The sequence below is a fragment of the Mesorhizobium wenxiniae genome (assembly GCF_002284535.1).
Lineage (GTDB): Bacteria > Pseudomonadota > Alphaproteobacteria > Rhizobiales > Rhizobiaceae > Mesorhizobium > Mesorhizobium wenxiniae.
Window position 1 is genome coordinate 1 of record NZ_NPKH01000034.1, and the last position, 18,188, is coordinate 18,188.

The following is an 18,188-nucleotide window of genomic DNA, read 5'->3' on the forward strand; positions in this document are numbered from 1 at the left end:
TCGAAACCATCGAGGCTACAGAATGCAACAACTACTTTGCTAACGCCGGATACGCTTCCGTCAAAACGTGAAAGATTCTAGGAAGAAGACGATCGGTGGCGCGTATGGCATCTGCTCTTCGACCTTCACCGTGTGAACATCGACCGAACTGGCGATCTGCAGACGCAGCCGGCCAGAAACAGCGCGCAGAGGACAAGAGGGAACGGCGTCACCGCCTTGAATCGCATCAGCCAGATCATCACGCCCGTCGCAAAGAAGCATCCGTGATGCACCAACAGCAGGGCTAACCAACGCGTCTCGGCAAACTCCGACCAGTCGAGCGGATAATACAGGCACCAGAAGAGCGTGCTGATCAGGCCGATCGCGATGGCCACCACCTCCATCAGATGGAAGCGGCCCAGCCACAGCAAGGTCCAGACGACGGCGTAAAAGGCGATCTCGATGCCGAGCGTCCAATAGACGCTGTCGACCCAGGGCGAGTAGGGAGCGAACAATGCCGTGGGAACGAGCCGGGTCACGGCATCCGTCGGCCAGCTGAGCCCGACGAGGAGCAGCACCGCCGCGGTGACCGGCGCGCAGATCCAGACTGCCGGCGCCAGCCGCCTCACCCTTGCCGAAAAACCGCAAGGCGGTCGAGTTTTCGGCGCTGAAGGCGATGACGAAGCCGCTGATGACGAAAAACACCTGTACGCCCCCATCCGGAGCCGAGCATCTCCAGTTCCGGATGCGGCGGGATGCCGCCGGTGGCCCGTGCCGAAACGCCGGCGGGAAAGGCCCACACCCAGTAACCATAGTGGTAGAACATCACGAGCACTGCGGCGAGAAATCGAAGTATGTCGACGCCGCCAAATGTGGTTTTTTGCTGAGCCATGCCGTAATCGTCGGTGGGCGACCCCGACAAAACTGTATGGCGATTTGCTGCATTGCACAATGGCCAATTGGCTACCGGGCGCGCTGTCGATGCTCCGATGTCTTTACAGGCCGATTCCGCGTCCCTTGAGCGCTGCGGTGATTTCGTCGAGAATGATCGGATCGTCGATGGTCGCCGGCATCGTCCATTCTTCCTTATCGGCAATCTTCTGCATGGTGCCGCGCAGGATCTTGCCGGAGCGCGTCTTTGGCAGGCGCTTGATCGTCACCACCGTCTTGAAGGCGGCGACCGGGCCGATCCGCTCGCGCACCAGCGTGACCACCTCGGTCTCAATAGTGCCGGTGTCACGCGCGACACCCGCATTCAGCACGACGAAGCCGAGCGGAACCTGGCCCTTTATCGCGTCGGCGATGCCGATGACGGCGCATTCGGCAACGTCTGGATGCCCGGCCAGCACCTCCTCCATGGCGCCGGTCGAAAGCCGGTGGCCGGCGACATTGATGATGTCGTCGGTTCGGGCCATGACGAACAAATAGCCGTCCTCGTCCATCATGCCGGCATCCGCCGTTTTGTAGAAACCGGGGAATTCATCGAGATAGGCTTGGCGAAACCGGTCATCGGCATTCCACAGCGTCGGCAGACAGCCGGCCGGCAGCGGCAGCTTGACCACGACATTGCCCAACGTGCCGCGCGGCACTTCGTGGCCGGCATCGTCGAGCACACGGATGTCGTAGCCGGGCATCGGCACCCCGGGCGAGCCGTATTTCACCGGCAGCAGGCCCAATCCGGCTGGGTTGATCGTCATCGGCGAGCCGGTCTCGGTCTGCCACCAATGGTCGATTACCGGCACGCTCAGTTTCTGCTCCGCCCATTTGATGGTTTCCGGATCGGCGCGCTCGCCGGCGAGGAACAGTGTGCGGAATTTCGACAGGTCGTATTTCGGGACGAATTCGCCCTTGGGATCCTGTCCCTTGATGGCGCGGAAGGCGGTCGGCGCGGTAAACAGCGCGACGACGCCATGCTCCGCGATCACCCGCCAGTAGGTGCCGGCGTCGGGCGTGCCGACCGGCTTGCCTTCGAACATGACGGTCGTGCAGCCATGCAGCAGCGGGCCGTAGACGATGTAGGAATGGCCGACCACCCAGCCGACATCGGAAGCCGCCCAGAACACCTCGCCCGGCTTGACGCCGAACTCGTTCTCCATCGACCATTTCAGCGCAACCATGTGGCCGCCATTGTCGCGCACGATGCCCTTGGGCTGGCCGGTCGTTCCGGAGGTGTAGATGATGTAGAGCGGATCGGTGGCGAGCACTGGAACGCAGTCGACATTGGCGCCTGCGGCCCGCTCGCGGGCGACGGCGTCGGCATAGTCGATGTCGTGGTTTTCCCTGAGCTCGCAGGGCAGCTGGTCGCGCTGGAGGATGAGGCAGGCCTCGGGCTTGTGCCGCGACATCTCGATCGCCTTGTCGAGCAGTGGCTTGTAGGCGACGACGCGCCCGGGCTCCAGGCCGCAAGAGGCGGAAATGATCAGCTTCGGCCTGGCATCGTCGATGCGCGTGGCGAGCTCGTGCGAGGCAAAGCCGCCGAAGACGACCGAATGCACGGCGCCGATGCGGGCGCAGGCAAGCATGGCAAACGCCGCTTCCGGCACCATCGGCATATAGATGATGACCCGATCGCCTTTCTGGACGCCGCGGTTCTTCAGCACCGACGTCAGCGCGACCACCTCGCGTTTCAGTTCGGCATAGGTGAATTTCCTGATCGTGCCTGAAATCGCGCTGTCATGGATCAGCGCGATCTGATCGGCGCGTTCACCCGCCACGTGGCGGTCGACGGCGTTGAAGCAGGTGTTGCAGGAGGCGCCGCCAAACCAGCGCCCATAGACGCCGGCATTCGGATCGAAGACCGTGTCGAACGGTGTGAACCAGTCGATGGCTTTGGCCGCATTCGCCCAGAATTTTTCCGGGTCGCGTTTCCAGCCGTCATAGACCTCGTGGTAGCGTGACGCCATCCGGCTTCCTCCCCAGGAATGTCTGATGTCTTTGAAATAGCGTATGCTGTTTTTGCAAGCATATGCAATTTCGTCTTTTGGCGTTCTCGCCTTGGTCGCAAATACCCGGCACGATGGTCTCGGGTTATAATTGGGGTCTGGGGTCATAATTGGGGCAAGGCGCAATGAAGTTGCGATGCAAGGTTGGATCTGCCTTATTGGCCGCGATGCTGATGATGGTCGCTTCCGCCGCTCAGGCCGGCGATGCGGCGGCACGGCGCATTATCGGCTTTTCGCCGGACGGTACGTACTTCGCCTTCGAACAGTACGGCACGATCGATGCCGGCGCTTCGGATTCTGGCTGGTCGGAGATCGACATCATCGACACGCGCACCGATGAGTTCGTCGGCGGCAAACCGATCCGCATCGTCGACGAAACCGAGGAGGCGACGCTCACTCTCGATCAGGCGAGGGCACAGGCTGCCGCGCAGGCGGCGCCGATCCTCGCCCAATATGCCATAGCGGCGCGCGGCGAGCGGACGGCCTTGGACAGGTTCACCTTTCCGGACGACATGGTCGCTTACCAAGACATTGCGCGCCTCGAGCAGGTCTCGCAGAAATGGCTTTCGCCGACCTATGACGAGCTCGGCATCTCGATCATCCAGCTCGACCAGATACTTGCCGACAGCACGATGGATTGCTCGTCGAGTTTCGACGAGCAGCAAGGCGCCACGGCCGGCAAGGCGTTCGGTTTCCGCCTGACGCTGCAGGCACAGGATGGCAAGCCGTTCCAACTGCTGCATGAGGACAAGACCGTGCCCGGCTCGAGGAATTGCCCGACCTCCTACAGCCTGTCGGAATCCTATGCATTCACTCCGGACGGCAAACCGGCAGTGCTTGCCGTGCTCGTGCAACGCTTCAGCCAGGGATTTGAAGGACTGGACCGCCGCTTTATCGCCGTGACCGGCCAGCTGCGTTGAAAAGCGCTGCTTGCGCTCAAATACGGTTCTAAAGCGGCAGCGCCGCGAGCATGAGGCCGACACCGCCGGCGATCAGCAAGGCAGCGGCCAGCGCCTTTCTGTGACGTTCGAAACCCGTCGGCGCTCGATCCCAATTGTAACGCATGTTCTGCCTTCCCAAAATCGCCGGATTCCTTACCTTACCAAAGGTAAACAAAGCAACATTGTGCCTAACTCCACCACACTGGCCTGATAATGCTCGGGATAGAGCATGACAGTTTTGTCACCGACTGTTGTTGGGAGTCCTCGCTAAGGCCCACTTCGCAGACTGAAGCGGGCTTTGCTTTTTGACCGCCACTTTTGTTGTAAGCGGCAGCGCGGTGTTGGCGGTTCTACATCCCCCAGCGCAGCGCAGCCGTATGCACCGGTGCGTCCCACAATGCGGTCGTCTCGTCGTCGACCATGGTCAGCGTGATAGAGCAGCCCGCCATGTCGAGCGATGTCACATAGGACCCGACCAGTGAGCGAGTGACCGTCACGCCGTTGCTCCCGAAGATTTTCCGGGCGCTGTTGTACATCAGATAGAGCTCCATAAGCGGCGTGCCGCCGAAGCCGTTGATGAAAAGCAGCGCCGGGCCTTTCGCCCTGTCGCGCAGATCGCCCAGGATTGCCGAGCAGATCTCCTCGGCGATGGCGTCGGCGCTCTTCAACGTGTCGCGGCGGCGGCCGGGCTCGCCATGAATGCCGACGCCGAACTCCATCTCGCCGTCGCCGATATCGAAGGTCGGCTTGCCGGCCGCCGGTACGGTGCAGCTGGTCAGCGCAACGCCCATAGACCGCGTTGCGGTATTGACGCGTTCGCCAAGCGCCTTCAACGGCTTCAGTGCCATGCCTTGCTCGGCTGCGGCGCCGACGATCTTCTCGACCACCAGGGTGCCGGCAACGCCGCGCCGGCCAGTGGTGTAGGAGGAGTTCTCGACCGCGACGTCGTCATTGGTCACCACTTGCATGACCCCCTCCGACATTTCGGCGGCCATCTCGAAATTCATCACATCGCCCTCGTAGTTCTTGACGATAAACAGGCAACCGGCGCCGGTGTTGACCGCGTCTGCAGCCGCCAGCATCTGGTCCGGCGTCGGCGAGGTGAACACCTGACCGGGGCAGGCGGCGTCCAGCATTCCATGGCCGACCAGCCCGCCATGCAGCGGTTCGTGGCCAGAGCCGCCGCCGGAAATCAGCGCCACCTTGCCGGGCTTGAGCGCTTTGCGGCGAACGAATTTGTGATCGTCGCCCAGCACCAGTATGTCGGAGTGCGCGGCGACGAAGCCGTCGAGGCTTTCGGCCAGCACCGTGTCGACCGAATTCAGAAATTTCTTCATGACCGTCCTTCCGAAATGGCCAGGCGTGGCGCGACTATGTCCCAACCTTGCCGGCGATGCTGGTGATTTTCTGGATGAAATCGTTGACCGCCCGGTCGAGCGCTGCATTCTGCTTGTCGTCGCCGAAATCGGGAACGATCAGCGAGACATGCCGCGTCTTGCGCATGCCTGATGCCACCGACATTTTTCCGGGATGCGCCTGATGGTAGGCGGCAAGAAAATGGTCGCGTTCGGCCGGGCTGAAATGGCAGACGGAGAAAATAGCCGGCAAATGTTTCGACGGGATCGGGATCGAATAGGCCGGGCTGGAAATCTGCGTGACGAAGCTGCGGTGCTTGCCGAGCGCATCGGCCAAGCGCTGGCGCATGCCGGACGGGCGCTGGTCGAGGACCTGCGACAGGACCATTTTATAGGCGCGGATCGCCTCTTCGGAGCCGGGTTCGGGTGTCTTCTCGGCCATGCCCGCGCCTAGATCGAAACGTCCGCAATGGCCGCCTTGGCCATTGCGAGTTGGGCGGGAACCACGGAAAGGTCACGCAGGCCGGCCTCGATCAGCGCCGGGATCGCCGCCGGATCGCCGCCGGCGTCGCCGCACAAGCTGACCGGAATCTTTTGCGCGCGGCCGAACGCCGCAACCGAGGCGATCAGCCGAAGCACGGCCGGATGCCTGATCGAATTGAGATGCGCAACCGAAGCATTGTCGCGCGCCGCCGCCATCACATACTGGGTCAGGTCGTTCGAGCCGATCGACAAGAAAGCGACCTCGGCAAAAGCCTCAGGAGCGATCGCCACCGATGGCACCTCGACCATGATGCCGAGCGGCGGCATTTTTTGCGCGACGCCGCGCGCGGCAAGCGCGGCCTTCTCTTCCGCGAACAGGGCGGCGGCACGCTGATATTCGTCCACAACGGCGATCATCGGGAACATCACCTTGAGATTGCCATGAATGGCGGCGCGCAGCAGCGCCCGGATCTGTACCCGAAAAACCTCCGGCCTTGCCAGCGATAGCCTGATGCCGCGCAGGCCGAGAAAAGGATTGCCCTCCTCGACGGTGAACCCCGGCACCGGCTTGTCGCCGCCGGCGTCGACGGTACGAATTGTCACCGGTCTGTCTTCAGCCCATTCGAGCACTTTGCGGTAGGCTCGATATTGCGTTTCCTCATCTGGCAGCGTCTTGCCGAACAGGAATTCGGTCCGCATTAGCCCGACGCCGTCGCAGGTCGAGACATCGATGCTGTTGACATCGGACGGATCGGCGATGTTGACCTGCACCCTCACCGCCGTGCCGGCATTCGTCACTGCGGGCCGGGTCAAAAAAGTTTCCGCCCGGTCGCGACGTGCCGCGAAAGAGGACGATTTTCGCCGGAACGCCTCGACCTCTGCCCTTGATGGCGCCAATATGATGCCGCCATGCTCGGCATCAAGCAGGGCGACGCCGGCAAGATGAGCCGGCGAAGCACCGAGCCCCACGATCATCGGCACGCCGCGCGAGCGCGCCAGCATGGCGACATGGCTGGCGGCACTGCCCGCTTTCAGCGCAATGCCGCCGCCGGAACTCCAGTCGGTTTCGAGAAAGCGCGTCGGCGCGATGTCCTCGCCATAGAAGATGGCTCCTGCCGGCGCCGCAGCCTCGCTCTCTTCGGTCAGTGTACGCAGCACCTGGTCGCGTATGTCGCGCATGTCGGCGGCGCGCGCCCGGAAATAGTCCTGATCGGACGTCTCGTAGCCCACAATTTCGGCGTCGAGCGCCTGCCGCCATGCCGTATTGGCCGGCTGGCCGACGGCAATCGCGGCAAAGGCCGGGCCGGTCAGTGCATCGTCCTCCAGCATGGCGAGCTGGAATTCGAGAATTTCGGCTGCATCGCCCTCGGTCGCTGCGACGAGCGTGGCAAGTCGGCCGGTCGCTGCCTTGATTGCCGTTCCGAGCGCGAGCCTCTCGTCAGCGGCGGTCGCTTTACGGTTATAGCGCGCGACAACCGGATCGAGGTTGAACAGCGGCCCTTCGGCATAGCCGGCCGAAGCCGAAATCCCCTTCAGCCTAAGCGGTTCGGGCATGGTCCACGCCCTCGTCGAAGTCGCGCCGCACCAGCTCGACCAGCGCGCCGACCGCCTCGCCGGCGCCGTCACCCCTCGCTCGGATATGCAGCACCGTGCCTTTCGGCGCCTTGGCCGCCATCACCTTGACGATGCTCTTGGCGTCGAACCAAGGCCCGTTGGCGGCGAGCGCCACTTCGACTTCGGCTGAAAATGTCTTGGCGAGCTTGGTAAACTTCACCGAAGGGCGCGCATGCAGGCCGACCTCATGGGTGATCAGGACTGTGGCTTCGGCGGATGCGGACATGCTGTCAAAATTCCTGTTCATTCACGATGGCGACAATTCGTGTGCCGTCGCCACCACTTCCCTGAGCGAGGCGCCGCCGGACGCCTCCGTCGCCGCCATCACCGCGCCTTCGACGATCGGCGCATTGCAGACGATGATCTTGTGCGCGCGCGGCTCGCCGATCATCTCGACCGCCATCTCGCTGTTGGTCTCGGCGCCACCAAGATCGACAAGTATGGCGACACCCGCCTCCGACCAGGCCTTGTCGATGGCGCCCATGATCGCCTCGACATTGGTTCCCAGCCCGCCATGGCCGTTTCCGCCGCACCATGCAAGCGGCACTTCGTCGCCGACCATCTGGCGCACCATATCGGCCGTGCCTTCGGCGACCAGCGGTGAATGCGATACGATGACGATGCCGACATTGCTCATGCTTGCCCCTCGATGCTTTCGACGACGGCCCGCACCAAAAGCGCGACCGAGCGCCCGCCGGCATCCATATGGCCGATCGAGCGGTCGCCGAGAAACGAGGCGCGTCCGCGCAAGGCTTTCATCGGCACGGTGGCAGCGGCCGCATTGTCCGCGACATCGGCGATTTCCGCCCCGGTTTTTCCCTGCAGCACGGCGTCATGCACCGGCTTCAGCACGTCGAGCATGGTCTTTTGCCCGACCTGCGACTTGCCCCTGGCTGCCACCGCCTCGATTGCCTTACCGAAGGCCGCCTCCAGATTGGCGTGATCCGGCTCAGCGGAAATCCCCTTGCCGAGCGCCATGAACAGCGTCCCGAACAGCGGTCCCGACGCCCCGCCGACCGTCATCACCAGCTTGGTGCCGATCGCCTTCAGCGCCTCCGGCAATGGCTTTGCCGCGAACGCCTCGGCCTCAGCTCGCACCGCCTCAAAGCCGCGCTTCATATTGAGCCCATGGTCGCCGTCGCCGATCGCCTGGTCGAGCGCGGTCAGCTCGTCCGCGTGAGCTGCAATCGTGTCGGCGGTGGCTGATATCAGCGTCTTCAGGTCAACCTTGTCCATCGTCCCAGTCTTGTCCAGCGTCCCAGGGCTCATCGGTTTGCAATCCTGTTGCCGGCCTGGTCGAAGAACAGCGGCGCCCGGTAACGAATAGCCACCCTGTCGCCTCTTTCCAATTGCGTGTCGGGGTCGGTCAGCGTCACCAGCTTTTTGCTTCCCACCGTCACATGCAGGTGATTCTGGTCGCCCAGATGTTCGACCCAGTCAACAACGCCGTCGGCGGGGCCGTTCGATGCCTTGCCGATCGACAGATGTTCTGTACGCGCACCGATCGTCCTGGTTCCCGCCGGCATGTCGCCATCGGGCAGCAGGCCGGTCGGCAACAGATTGATCGCCGGCTGGCCGAGCCTTGCGGCGACATGAAGGTTTGCCGGCTCGGAATAGATCGTCCTCGGCGTGCCGATCTGCACCAGAACGCCATCGGCGAGAATCCCGATCCGATCGGCCATCGTCATCGCTTCGATCTGGTCGTGCGTGACATAAAGCATGGTAGCGCCGACCTCGGCCTGAATGCGCTTCAGCTCGAGCCGGAGATCGGCGCGCAGCTTGGCATCGAGCGACGACAGCGGCTCGTCCATCAGGTAGATCGAGGGCTTGCGCACTAGGGCGCGTCCGATGGCGACGCGCTGCATCTCGCCGCCGGAAAGTTTGGTGGAGCGGTTGGAGAGCTTGTGGTGGATACGCACCATCTTGGCCACATCCTCGACGCGGCGGCGCACCTCGTCCTCGCTCAGCCGCCGCGCCGGCGAGCGCAGCGGAAAGGCCAGGTTGTCGTAGACTGACAGATGCGGATAGAGCGAATATTGCTGGAAGACGAAGGCGGTGTCGCGCTCGGCCGGCGACAACATTGTCGCATCACGGCCGCCGATATGGATTGAGCCCGTATCCGGCCGTTCCAATCCTGCGACAAGCCGGAGCGTCGTCGTCTTGCCGGCCCCGGTCGGGCCGAGCAGCACGACGAATTCGCCATCGGCGACGTGCAGATCGAGAGTGTCCACGGCGACATGGTCGCCGAAGGCTTTTGTCACGCCTTTGATGTGCACGTCAGCCATGATGCGCTTTTCCCTGGGAGGCCCCGTCATGGATTGCGGTTCGCACCGCGCGGCCGGATCCCTTCTCGAACAGCGACAGCCGTGCGCTGCTCAGCGCCAGGCCGACATGGTCGCCCGCATTGAGCCGGATTTCGGCCGGCACCCGCGCCTTGATGATGCCGCCTGATGTCTCCACCGCAACGATCTGCGTGGTGCCGAGATATTCGGTGCCATAGATGGCGCCGCGCAGCTTCGAGCCGTCGTCGAAGCGGATGTGTTCCGGCCGGATGCCGAGCGCCATGTCGGTCGACGCGATATCCTCGCGCACCTCCGGCACTGCCACCTTGGCGCCTTGCACCACGATCTCCCTGGCGCCCTTTGAAAGCCCGCCGCCAAAGCCGAGAAAATTCATCGGCGGCGAGCCGATGAAATCGGCGACGAACATCGTCGCCGGCCGATCGTAGATTTCGCGTGGCGTGCCGAATTGTTCGATGACGCCGTGGTTCATCACCGCGATCTTGTCGGCCATCGACATCGCTTCCATCTGGTCATGCGTGACGTAGACGGTGGTGGCATGGATGCGGTTGTGCAGTTCGCGCAGCTCATGGACCATGAGATCGCGGAATTCGGTGTCGAGCGTGCCGAGCGGCTCGTCCATAAGGAAGCATTTTGGCCGCCGCACGATGGCGCGGCCGAGCGCCACGCGCTGGCGGTCGCCGCCGGCAAGGCCGGAGACTGATTTGTTGAGCAGTTGGTCGATGCGCAACAGCTTCGCCGTCTCCTCGACGCGCTGGCGGATTTCGATGCCTGGCATGCCTTGCGCCAGCAGCGGGAAGCCGATGTTCCTGCGCACATTCATATGCGGATAGAGCGCGAACAGCTGGAAGACGAAGGCGATGTCGCGCTCGCGGGCACGCCGCATGGTGACGTCCTCGCCGCCAAGCAGGATCTTGCCGCCGGTCGGCAATTCCAGGCCGGCGATCATGCGCAAGGTCGTCGTCTTGCCGCAACCCGACGGTCCCAGCATGACGAAGAACTCGCCATCTCTAACGACGAAACTGGAATCCTGCACGGCGACGAAATCGCCGAATGCCTTTCTCAGATGCTCGACCCTGATCTCCGCCATCCTCTACTCCGGAAATTTCGAGACGATTATGAACATCGCCGTGCCGGCCAGCATGGTGATGAACGAATAAGTATAGAGCGACAGCGCGAAGGGCTGGAACAACATCAGGAAGCCAATGGCTATGGTCACCGTCGCGATATTCTCCATCAGGCCGCGCCTCGCCCATGCCGGCCAGCGCGACTTGCGTTTTGCGGGTTGGGTCAGGCTCATTTGCGCACCGCGCCAAAGGTGATGCCACGCAGCAACTGCTTGCGGAGCAGTATGGTGAACACCAGGATCGGCACCAGGAAGATCGTCGTGCCCGCGGCGACGGCCGGCCAGTCCTGGCCACCTTCGCCGATGATGGTCGGGATAAAGGGCGGTGCGGTCTGCGCCGTGCCCGAGGTCAGCAGTGCGGCGAACGCATACTCGTTCCAGGCGAAGATCAGGCAGAAGATGGCCGTCGCGGCAATGCCGGTGGTCGCCTGCGGCAGCACGGTGCGCCAGAAGGCCTGCAGCCGCGTATAGCCGTCGATCATCGCCGCTTCTTCGTATTCGCGCGGGATCTCGTCGATGAAGCCCTTGAGCAGCCACACGGCCAGCGACACGTTGACCGCCGTGTAGAGCAGGATCATGCCGAGTGCGGTGTCCGACAGGCCGAGCTCGCGGTACATCAGGTAGATGGGAATAGCGACCGCGATCGGCGGCATCATCCGCGTCGACAGGATGAAGAACAGCAGATCGTCGGCCAACGGCACCTTGAAGCGCGAGAAGCCATAGGCCGACATTGTGCCGAGGAACACCGCGCAGAAGGTCGAGCCGAAGGCGATGATCAGCGAGTTTATGAAGCGCGGCATGAAGTTGGACGGCCCGGCGATCACCATGTTGCGCTTGCGCACTGTCTCCTCGCAGAGGCCCGTCGCCGGTCCCAGCGAGTTGATGTATTCCGGTGTCTGCCGGGTGCGGGTCGAGAACAGATTGCAGTAGCCCTCGACGCTCGGCTGGAACAGGATCTTCGGCGGATAGGCGATCGAATCCGGCGGCGTCTTGAAGCTGGTGGCGAAGATCCACAGCAGCGGCACGATCGAGATCAGCGCGTAAAGCACGATGATCGTGCCGGCGACGCGCTTCGACGTGGCCGAGGGTGCGACGACTGAATGGGCTGACGTCAGGCTCATCTCTGCTTCACCTTGTTGAGCGCCTTGACGTAGATATTGGCCAGCCCGAACACCGCGACGAACAGGATGATGGCGAAGGCTGAGGAATAACCCGTCCGCCAGCTTTCGAAGGCCTGCCGCTTCAGCGTGATCGAGGCGACTTCGGTGGTCGAGCCCGGTCCGCCGCCGGTGAGCAGGTTGACCATGTCGAACATCTTGAAGTTCTCGATGCCGCGGAACAGCACCGCCAGCATGATAAAGGGCAGCGCCATCGGCAGCGTGATCGACCAGAACTGCCGCCAGTTGGAGGCCCGGTCGACCTCGGCCGCCTCATAGATGTATTCGGGGATCGAGCGCAGCCCGGCGAGACAGATCAGCATCACGTAAGGCGTCCACATCCAGGTGTCGACGATGACGATCGACCACGGCGCCAGCGACACGTTGGAGAGCATGCCGATCTGCGTTGCCGGAATGCCGGTGACGAACGAGACGGCATAGGCGAACAGACCGATCTGCGGCTCGTAGAGGAAGCGCCAGAAATTGCCGACAACTGCCGGCGACAGCATCATCGGCACGAGAATGATGGTCGTCCAGAAGGCGTGGCCGCGAAACTTCCGGTCTATCAGCCAAGCCAGCGTGAAGCCGATCAGCGTCTGCAGCAGGATGGTCCAGAACACGAAATGCGCCGTCGTCTGCATGGCGATCCAGATGTCCTGGTCACCGAGGATGCGTTTGTAATTGGCAAGGCCGACGTTCCTGACCACCTCGTTGGGGCGATTGGCGCGGTAATTGGTGAAGGAGAGATAGATCGCCCAGAACAGCGGGAAGATGTTGATGGCGAGCAGCAACAGGATCGTCGGCGAGATGAACAGCCAGGCGAGGCCCTTGTCGCTGATGCCCCGGACCTTGCGGGCCAACGGCTCAGGCGTAGCCCGGGCAACGCTGTCCGCAGTCCGATTGAGCATGGTCAGTCCCGCTTCGGTCACTTGGTCGTCTCGACAATGGAATTTATCTGAACTGTGTCCCGTGCCAAGGGCGGCACGGGACACGCGGCATGGCTCGGGAGGAGCCGATTACATCTGCCCCAACTACATCTTGCCATCGTCCTGGAAGACCTCGGTCCAGTCCTTGACCAGGCCGTCGAGCGCATCCTTGGCCGAACCCTGGCCGGCGACGACATAGTCATGGAAGCGCTTCTGCGACGCCTGCAGCAGCGGCGCATAGCTGGGCTCTGCCCAAAAATCCTTCACGATGGCCATGGAGTCGAGGAAGGTCTGAGCATAGGGCTGACTGGCCGGGAAGCCTGGGTCTTTGACGACCGCGTTGAGGCAGGAAAAGCCACCCAGCGACCACCATTTGGCCTGCACGTCCTTGTTGGCGAACCACTTGATGTATTTGAGCGCGGCCTCCTGCTTGTCGGAATAGGACACCACCGAAATGCCCTGGCCGCCGAGCTGGGCGAATTGATCGCCGTCGGGTCCCTTGGGATTGGCGAAATAACCGATCTTGTCGCCGCCGACATTCTCGTCTTTCTGCAGGCCGGGCCAGGTAAAGGCGAAATTCATGTGCATCGCCACCTGGCCGGATTTGAAGGCGTCGACGCCTTCGCCCATGTAGCTGTTCGAGGCCCCGGGAGGCGTGCAGCAGTCATAGAGCGCCTTGTAAAACTCCAGGCCCTTCACCGATTTCTCGGAGTTGACAAAGCCGTCCATCTCGTAGGGCTTGTCGGGCTTCTCATAGTTGAAGCCGAAGCTGTAGAGCACGTCCATGGCGCCCATGGTGATGCCTTCGGAGCCGCGCTCGGTATAGATCGACGCGCCATAGACCGTCTTGCCGTCGATCTCGCGCTTCTGGAAAAACTCGGCGATCTGCTTCAACTGGTCGAAGGTCGTCGGCGCGGCGAGATCCCAGCCGTATTTTTCCTTGAATTCCTTCTGCAGTTCCGGCTTGGAGAACCAGTCCTTGCGGTAGGTCCAGCCGACGACATCGCCCATGGCCGGCAGCGCCCAGTAGTTCGGCGAGTTCTTCGGCCATTCCGAATAGCCGACGACGGTCGCCGGCACGAAGTCGTCCATGCTGATCTTCTCCTTATCGAAGAAGTCGTTCAGCTTGACGTAGTGGCCGTTCTCGGCTGAGCCGCCGATCCACTGGCTGTCGCCGATGATCAGGTCGCACAGCTTGCCCTTGGAATTCAACTCGTTGAGGAAGCGATCGGCATAGTTGGTCCACGGCACGAACTCGAATTTCATGCCGATGCCGGTTTCCTTGGTAAAATCCTTGGACAATTCGACAAGCGCGTTGGCCGGGTCCCAAGCTGCCCAGCAAAGCGTCAGATCTTCCGCCTGCGCGACGTTCGAAACGGCGGTCGACGCAAACATCGCCGAGGTCAGTCCTAACGTCAGTTTCAAGGTCGATTTCATGCCTTCCTCCCATTTACGAAACGCGTCCGGATGACGGTTTCAAAACCTCGTCCCCCTCCCCAGGGGTCCAAACATGGCGACGCGGTTGAGCGTCGGGTGTTTAGTAATTTGTTTAGTGATGCAATTTTTACTAAACAAGGCAAGCGAATTCGTCGCTGCGCTGCAGCATGGCGCATGGGTTGCTTGGTTCAGAAAAGGCGGGTGTCAGATCGTCCGGCGCGCGGGCGCCGGCTCATTTAACCGTTTTGGTGCTCACCGTCACCGGCCGGATCACTGGGGCCGGCGGCAGCAGGGCGCGGATATCGGCGAAGGGGAAAATCGGTTCGAAGCGGAAGGCCTCAGCGAAGGAACCGGTCGCGCCATTGCACTGGCCGGCGCGAAACGCGTTCTGCGTGCGCGCCGCATCGACGAAACGTTCGGGGTCCTGCGACTGGTGCGCCCGGATCGCCATTGCCTTGAGCTCGAAATGCCCGGAGATATCGACATAATGCGTCGGCGAAAAGCCGGTGCCACCGAGCGTATCGGCATGCAGCACCGGGACAGTGAAGGATGCCGCGATGCGCAGGCCATCCGACAGCGCACGGTGGTCGCCATGATAGTCGTTCGGCGCATGGGTGATCGCCAGATCTGGCTTCACGTCGCCAATCAGCGCCTTCAGCGCCGCGATCAGCGCGGCATCGGCAACCAGCGCGCCATCCGGAAAGCCGAGGAAGTGCGGTGTCCCGCCAATCAGGTCCGCCGCCACAGCCGCTTCCTCGCGGCGGGCGCGGGCGAGTAATTCCGGATCGCCCTTCCCGCCCTTGGCGCCATCCGTGGCTATCGCAAAAACCAATTCTGCGCCTTGTGCGGCATAGGCCGCCATCGTACCGAACATAAAGATCTCGATATCGTCCGGATGCGCACCGAGCGCCAGTATCTTCACTCTGCATTCTCCCTGGAACTGGAATAACGTGGACGAACGGAATTCTGCTCGCCCAGCTCCCCTATGCAAGCTGTTCATGCAACGATGTCGTTGTCAAAAGCCTGGGCGGATCGCGCCGACGCATTATTCGCAGATACTCGGGCCAGTGATCCTGGGCGCGTTCTCCAGAAATATCCAGATCTTCTGTCGCCAGATCTTCTGTCGCCCGATCTTCTGCCGCTTGTCGGCCTCGCCGTCATTGGCGGCTTCGGCCTTTTGACGATGGTGCGCGAGGATGTGAGGCTCGGCACGGTGCGCTGGAACCCGTTCTCGCGGACCCGGCTTTGAGTTGGCCCGCCCCCGGTTGCGCGGCGACCGCCACCGCTGATATGCGGGCGCTGCGGATCCGCCGCAATTGGATGGATGCATCCTTGGAACAATGACCAGAAAACCCTTGCCAGAGCTTCCGGTCTCCGCCGTGCTGCCGGCGCTCAGCGGAGCGCTCGGCCAAGGCAACAGCGCGGTGCTGGTGGCGCCGCCCGGCGCCGGCAAGACCACGCTGGTGCCGCTGGCGCTGCTCGACGCGCCATGGCTCGGCACGGGAAAGATCATTCTGCTCGAGCCGCGCCGGCTCGCTGCCCGCGCTGCCGCCCGCCGCATGGCCGAACTGCTCGGCGAGGAACCCGGCGAAACAGTCGGCTACGCCATGCGCATGGAAAACCGCACTTCTGCGAGGACCAAAATCCTCGTCGTGACAGAAGGCGTGCTGTCGCGGATGATCCTCGACGATCCGGAGTTGCCCGGTGTCTCGGCGGTATTCTTCGACGAGTTCCATGAGCGTTCGCTCGACGGCGATTTCGGGCTGGCGCTGGCGCTCGACGTGCAAGGTGCGCTGAGGCCCGAGCTGCGATTGCTGGTCATGTCGGCGACGCTTGACGGCGGGCGCGTCTCGCGGCTGCTTTCCGGCGCCCCGGTGATCGAGAGCGAAGGCCGCGCCTTTCCCGTCGACATCCGCTACGACGAGCGGCCGGCCGGCATCGCCATCGAAGACGCCATGGCCAAGGCGATCCGCACGGCCCTTGCCGATGAGAGCGGCAGCGTGCTCGCTTTCCTGCCCGGCCAGCGCGAGATCGAGCGCACCGCCGAGCGGCTGCAAGGCCGCGTCAGTGCCGACACCGATATCGTGCCGCTCTACGGCATGCTCGACAACAAGGCGCAGGACGCCGCGATCAAGCCGGCGCCGTCCGGCCGCCGCAAGGTGGTGCTGGCGACCTCGATCGCCGAGACCTCGATCACCATCGACGGCGTGCGCGTCGTCATCGATTCCGGCCTGTCGCGCCTGCCGCGCTACGAACCGGCCAGCGGACTGACGCGGCTGGAGACGGTGCGGGTCAGCAAAGCCTCGGCCGACCAGCGCGCCGGCCGCGCCGGGCGCACGCAGCCGGGCGTCGCCATCCGGCTGTGGCGGGCAGAGCAGACGGCGGCGCTTCCCGCCTTCACCACGCCGGAAATCCTTGAAGCCGATCTGTCGGGGTTGATGCTCGATTGCGCCGCCTTCGGTGTCGTCGACCCGGTGAGCCTTTCGTTCCTCGATCGGCCGCCGGCCCCAGCACTCAACGAGGCAAGATCGCTGCTTCGTGCGCTCGACGCCATCGACGAGGCAGGGCGCCTGACGGAATCGGGTGCTGCGATGCGCAGGCTGGCGCTGCCGGTGCGGCTGGCCCACATGGTCGCCGACGCGGCAAAGACAGGCCAGGCGTTCGAAGCGGCCATGCTCGCCGTGCTGCTCACCGAGCGTGGCCTTGGCGGCGATGGCGCCGACCTCGAACGGCGGCTGATGCGGTTCCGATCCGAAAGATCGCCGCGCGCCATCGCCGCGCGGCAGCTCGCCGAGCGATTGGCGAAACAGGCTTCAGCCTCCCCCTCGAGGGGAGGGCCGGCGAGCGAGCCGAGCGCAGCGAAGCGAGGGAGACGGGGTGGGATCGCCGATGGCGTGCCCGATCCGACCCCACCCCGCTCCGCTTCGCGGATCGACCCTCCCCTCGAGGGGGAGCGTAGGGCCGGCGCGCTCCTCATCCATGCCTGGCCGGATCGCGTCGCCAAGGCGCGCGGCGAGCGCGGCCGTTTCGTGCTGGCCAACGGTTCGGGCGCCATGCTCGACGCCGCCGACCCGCTGGCCGGCGCGGCCTGGCTCGTCGTCGCCGATCTGCAGGGCAAGGCGCAGAACGCCCGCATCACGGCGGCAGCGGCGATAGATGAGACCGACATTCGCGCTACACTTGCGCAAAAAATCGAGACAAGCCGTGAAACCAACTTCGACCGCGACAGGCGCGCGGTGCGCGTGCGCGAAACCGTTCGCCTCGGCGCCCTCACGCTGTCCGAACGTATGCTGCCGCCGCCGGCCGGCACTGAGGCGGATCGCGCCATCCTCGACGCCTTGCGCCAACACGGGCTGTCGCTTTTGCCGTGGGGCAAGGAGGCTGAAACGCTGCGTCAACGGCTTGGCTGGCTGCATCGCGGCCTCGGCCCGCCCTGGCCCGATGTTTCCGACGCCGCGCTCGACGATATCCTCGACGACTGGCTGCTGCCGTATCTCTCCGGCGCGGCGTCCTTTGCGGCGATCGATCCGGCCGTGCTTTCGGCAGGCCTTATGGCATTGGTGCCGCACGATCTCCAGCGCAGGATCGAGGCGCTGGCGCCGACCCATTTCGACGCTCCGTCCGGCAGCCACGTGCCGATCCGCTATGATGGCGAATGGCCGGTGCTGGCGATCCGCGTCCAGGAGTTGTTCGGTCTCGACCGGCATCCCGCGATCGCCAGTGGCACCGTGCCGCTGACGCTCGAGCTTTTATCGCCGGCGCACCGGCCGATCCAGACGACCCGCGACCTGCCCGGTTTCTGGCGCGGCTCCTGGGCCGATGTGCGGGCCGACATGCGTGGTCGTTACCCAAAGCACGTCTGGCCGGAGAACCCGCTTCTCGCCACAGCCACCAGCCGCGCCAAACCGCGGGGGACCTAGCCTTTACC

At 63.4% G+C, this 18,188-nt stretch carries 18 protein-coding genes and 1 pseudogene; 3 read left to right on the forward strand and 16 right to left on the reverse strand.

Annotated features, from left to right (window positions below):
* Window positions 1–125: 125 nt before the first annotated feature.
* From CIT31_RS35360 to CIT31_RS26395, 3 genes are all read right to left on the reverse strand, one after another.
* On the reverse strand, window positions 126–608 hold the full coding sequence (locus CIT31_RS35360; protein WP_245316474.1) for a hypothetical protein: 483 nt from the start codon (window positions 606–608) through the stop codon (window positions 126–128).
* Entirely contained in the window at window positions 605–871 is a 267-nt protein-coding gene (locus tag CIT31_RS35365; protein ID WP_245316475.1) for a hypothetical protein, read from the reverse strand. The genes CIT31_RS35360 and CIT31_RS35365 overlap by 4 nt, the downstream gene beginning before the upstream one ends.
* A 103-nt stretch (window positions 872–974) precedes the next feature.
* A complete protein-coding gene (locus CIT31_RS26395; protein WP_095521023.1) occupies window positions 975–2,882 on the reverse strand; it encodes a propionyl-CoA synthetase in 1,908 nt (635 codons plus the stop codon).
* A 212-nt stretch (window positions 2,883–3,094) separates the two neighbouring features.
* Between CIT31_RS26395 and CIT31_RS26400 the strand changes: the two genes are divergently transcribed.
* On the forward strand, window positions 3,095–3,841 hold the full coding sequence (locus tag CIT31_RS26400; RefSeq protein WP_245316476.1) for a DUF2259 domain-containing protein: 747 nt from the start codon (window positions 3,095–3,097) through the stop codon (window positions 3,839–3,841).
* Window positions 3,842–4,212: 371 nt separating this feature from the next.
* On the opposite strand, the gene dhaK is transcribed toward CIT31_RS26400, so the two are convergent.
* The 13 genes from dhaK to CIT31_RS26465 all read right to left on the reverse strand — a co-directional run bounded on the left by dhaK (window position 4,213) and on the right by CIT31_RS26465 (window position 15,182).
* On the reverse strand, window positions 4,213–5,199 hold the full coding sequence (dhaK, locus tag CIT31_RS26405; protein WP_095521025.1) for a dihydroxyacetone kinase subunit DhaK: 987 nt from the start codon (window positions 5,197–5,199) through the stop codon (window positions 4,213–4,215).
* A 34-nt stretch (window positions 5,200–5,233) separates the two neighbouring features.
* Window positions 5,234–5,659: a hypothetical protein gene (locus CIT31_RS26410; protein ID WP_095521026.1), complete on the reverse strand. Its 426-nt coding sequence runs from the start codon at window positions 5,657–5,659 to the stop codon at window positions 5,234–5,236.
* Between the two features lie 8 nt (window positions 5,660–5,667).
* Entirely contained in the window at window positions 5,668–7,254 is a 1,587-nt protein-coding gene (gene ptsP, locus CIT31_RS26415) for a phosphoenolpyruvate--protein phosphotransferase (protein WP_095521027.1), read from the reverse strand.
* Window positions 7,238–7,540 carry an HPr family phosphocarrier protein gene (locus CIT31_RS26420; RefSeq protein ID WP_095521149.1) on the reverse strand — a complete coding sequence of 101 codons (303 nt, stop codon included), beginning with the start codon at window positions 7,538–7,540 and terminating at the stop codon, window positions 7,238–7,240. Before CIT31_RS26420 ends, ptsP begins: the two co-directional genes overlap by 17 nt.
* A 21-nt stretch (window positions 7,541–7,561) precedes the next feature.
* Window positions 7,562–7,951: a dihydroxyacetone kinase phosphoryl donor subunit DhaM gene (gene dhaM, locus CIT31_RS26425; RefSeq protein WP_027151568.1), complete on the reverse strand. Its 390-nt coding sequence runs from the start codon at window positions 7,949–7,951 to the stop codon at window positions 7,562–7,564.
* A complete protein-coding gene (gene dhaL / locus CIT31_RS26430) occupies window positions 7,948–8,550 on the reverse strand; it encodes a dihydroxyacetone kinase subunit DhaL (protein WP_095521150.1) in 603 nt (200 codons plus the stop codon). The genes dhaM and dhaL overlap by 4 nt, the downstream gene beginning before the upstream one ends.
* A gap of 29 nt (window positions 8,551–8,579) precedes the next feature.
* Window positions 8,580–9,599, reverse strand: a complete 1,020-nt coding sequence (locus tag CIT31_RS26435; RefSeq protein WP_095521028.1) for an ABC transporter ATP-binding protein — start codon at window positions 9,597–9,599, stop codon at window positions 8,580–8,582.
* Entirely contained in the window at window positions 9,592–10,704 is a 1,113-nt protein-coding gene (locus CIT31_RS26440) for an ABC transporter ATP-binding protein (RefSeq protein WP_095521029.1), read from the reverse strand. The genes CIT31_RS26435 and CIT31_RS26440 overlap by 8 nt, the downstream gene beginning before the upstream one ends.
* 3 nt (window positions 10,705–10,707) lie before the next feature.
* Window positions 10,708–10,914, reverse strand: a complete 207-nt coding sequence (locus CIT31_RS26445; RefSeq protein ID WP_095521030.1) for a hypothetical protein — start codon at window positions 10,912–10,914, stop codon at window positions 10,708–10,710.
* Window positions 10,911–11,861 carry a carbohydrate ABC transporter permease gene (locus CIT31_RS26450; RefSeq protein WP_095521031.1) on the reverse strand — a complete coding sequence of 317 codons (951 nt, stop codon included), beginning with the start codon at window positions 11,859–11,861 and terminating at the stop codon, window positions 10,911–10,913. The genes CIT31_RS26445 and CIT31_RS26450 overlap by 4 nt, the downstream gene beginning before the upstream one ends.
* A complete protein-coding gene (locus tag CIT31_RS26455; protein ID WP_036267555.1) occupies window positions 11,858–12,805 on the reverse strand; it encodes a carbohydrate ABC transporter permease in 948 nt (315 codons plus the stop codon). Before CIT31_RS26455 ends, CIT31_RS26450 begins: the two co-directional genes overlap by 4 nt.
* A 123-nt stretch (window positions 12,806–12,928) precedes the next feature.
* Complete coding sequence (locus CIT31_RS26460; RefSeq protein ID WP_095521032.1) at window positions 12,929–14,260, reverse strand: ABC transporter substrate-binding protein; 1,332 nt, start codon at window positions 14,258–14,260, stop codon at window positions 12,929–12,931.
* Between the two features lie 232 nt (window positions 14,261–14,492).
* Complete coding sequence (locus tag CIT31_RS26465; protein ID WP_095521033.1) at window positions 14,493–15,182, reverse strand: PIG-L deacetylase family protein; 690 nt, start codon at window positions 15,180–15,182, stop codon at window positions 14,493–14,495.
* A 106-nt stretch (window positions 15,183–15,288) separates the two neighbouring features.
* Between CIT31_RS26465 and CIT31_RS26470 the strand changes: the two are divergent.
* Window positions 15,289–15,509, forward strand: a pseudogene (locus CIT31_RS26470) (hypothetical protein); the annotation flags it as partial.
* 91 nt (window positions 15,510–15,600) lie between these two features.
* Complete coding sequence (gene hrpB / locus CIT31_RS26475) at window positions 15,601–18,180, forward strand: ATP-dependent helicase HrpB (protein ID WP_095521034.1); 2,580 nt, start codon at window positions 15,601–15,603, stop codon at window positions 18,178–18,180.
* The last annotated feature ends 8 nt before the right edge of the window (window positions 18,181–18,188 follow it).

What these genes read in the sequence shown, in the direction of transcription:
- CIT31_RS26435 (WP_095521028.1), bottom strand. Translation starts at nt 9,599, where the DNA reads ATGGCTGACGTGCACATCAAAGGCGTGACAAAAGCCTTCGGCGACCAT.
- CIT31_RS26460 (WP_095521032.1), bottom strand. Translation starts at nt 14,260, where the DNA reads ATGAAATCGACCTTGAAACTGACGTTAGGACTGACCTCGGCGATGTTT.
- CIT31_RS26445 (WP_095521030.1), bottom strand. Translation starts at nt 10,914, where the DNA reads ATGAGCCTGACCCAACCCGCAAAACGCAAGTCGCGCTGGCCGGCATGG.
- ptsP (WP_095521027.1), bottom strand. Translation starts at nt 7,254, where the DNA reads ATGCCCGAACCGCTTAGGCTGAAGGGGATTTCGGCTTCGGCCGGCTAT.
- CIT31_RS35365 (WP_245316475.1), bottom strand. Translation starts at nt 871, where the DNA reads ATGGCTCAGCAAAAAACCACATTTGGCGGCGTCGACATACTTCGATTT.
- CIT31_RS26395 (WP_095521023.1), bottom strand. Translation starts at nt 2,882, where the DNA reads ATGGCGTCACGCTACCACGAGGTCTATGACGGCTGGAAACGCGACCCG.
- CIT31_RS26455 (WP_036267555.1), bottom strand. Translation starts at nt 12,805, where the DNA reads ATGCTCAATCGGACTGCGGACAGCGTTGCCCGGGCTACGCCTGAGCCG.
- dhaM (WP_027151568.1), bottom strand. Translation starts at nt 7,951, where the DNA reads ATGAGCAATGTCGGCATCGTCATCGTATCGCATTCACCGCTGGTCGCC.
- CIT31_RS26420 (WP_095521149.1), bottom strand. Translation starts at nt 7,540, where the DNA reads ATGTCCGCATCCGCCGAAGCCACAGTCCTGATCACCCATGAGGTCGGC.
- CIT31_RS26440 (WP_095521029.1), bottom strand. Translation starts at nt 10,704, where the DNA reads ATGGCGGAGATCAGGGTCGAGCATCTGAGAAAGGCATTCGGCGATTTC.
- hrpB (WP_095521034.1), top strand. Translation starts at nt 15,601, where the DNA reads ATGACCAGAAAACCCTTGCCAGAGCTTCCGGTCTCCGCCGTGCTGCCG.
- CIT31_RS26450 (WP_095521031.1), bottom strand. Translation starts at nt 11,861, where the DNA reads ATGAGCCTGACGTCAGCCCATTCAGTCGTCGCACCCTCGGCCACGTCG.
- dhaK (WP_095521025.1), bottom strand. Translation starts at nt 5,199, where the DNA reads ATGAAGAAATTTCTGAATTCGGTCGACACGGTGCTGGCCGAAAGCCTC.
- CIT31_RS26400 (WP_245316476.1), top strand. Translation starts at nt 3,095, where the DNA reads ATGATGGTCGCTTCCGCCGCTCAGGCCGGCGATGCGGCGGCACGGCGC.
- CIT31_RS26410 (WP_095521026.1), bottom strand. Translation starts at nt 5,659, where the DNA reads ATGGCCGAGAAGACACCCGAACCCGGCTCCGAAGAGGCGATCCGCGCC.
- dhaL (WP_095521150.1), bottom strand. Translation starts at nt 8,550, where the DNA reads ATGGACAAGGTTGACCTGAAGACGCTGATATCAGCCACCGCCGACACG.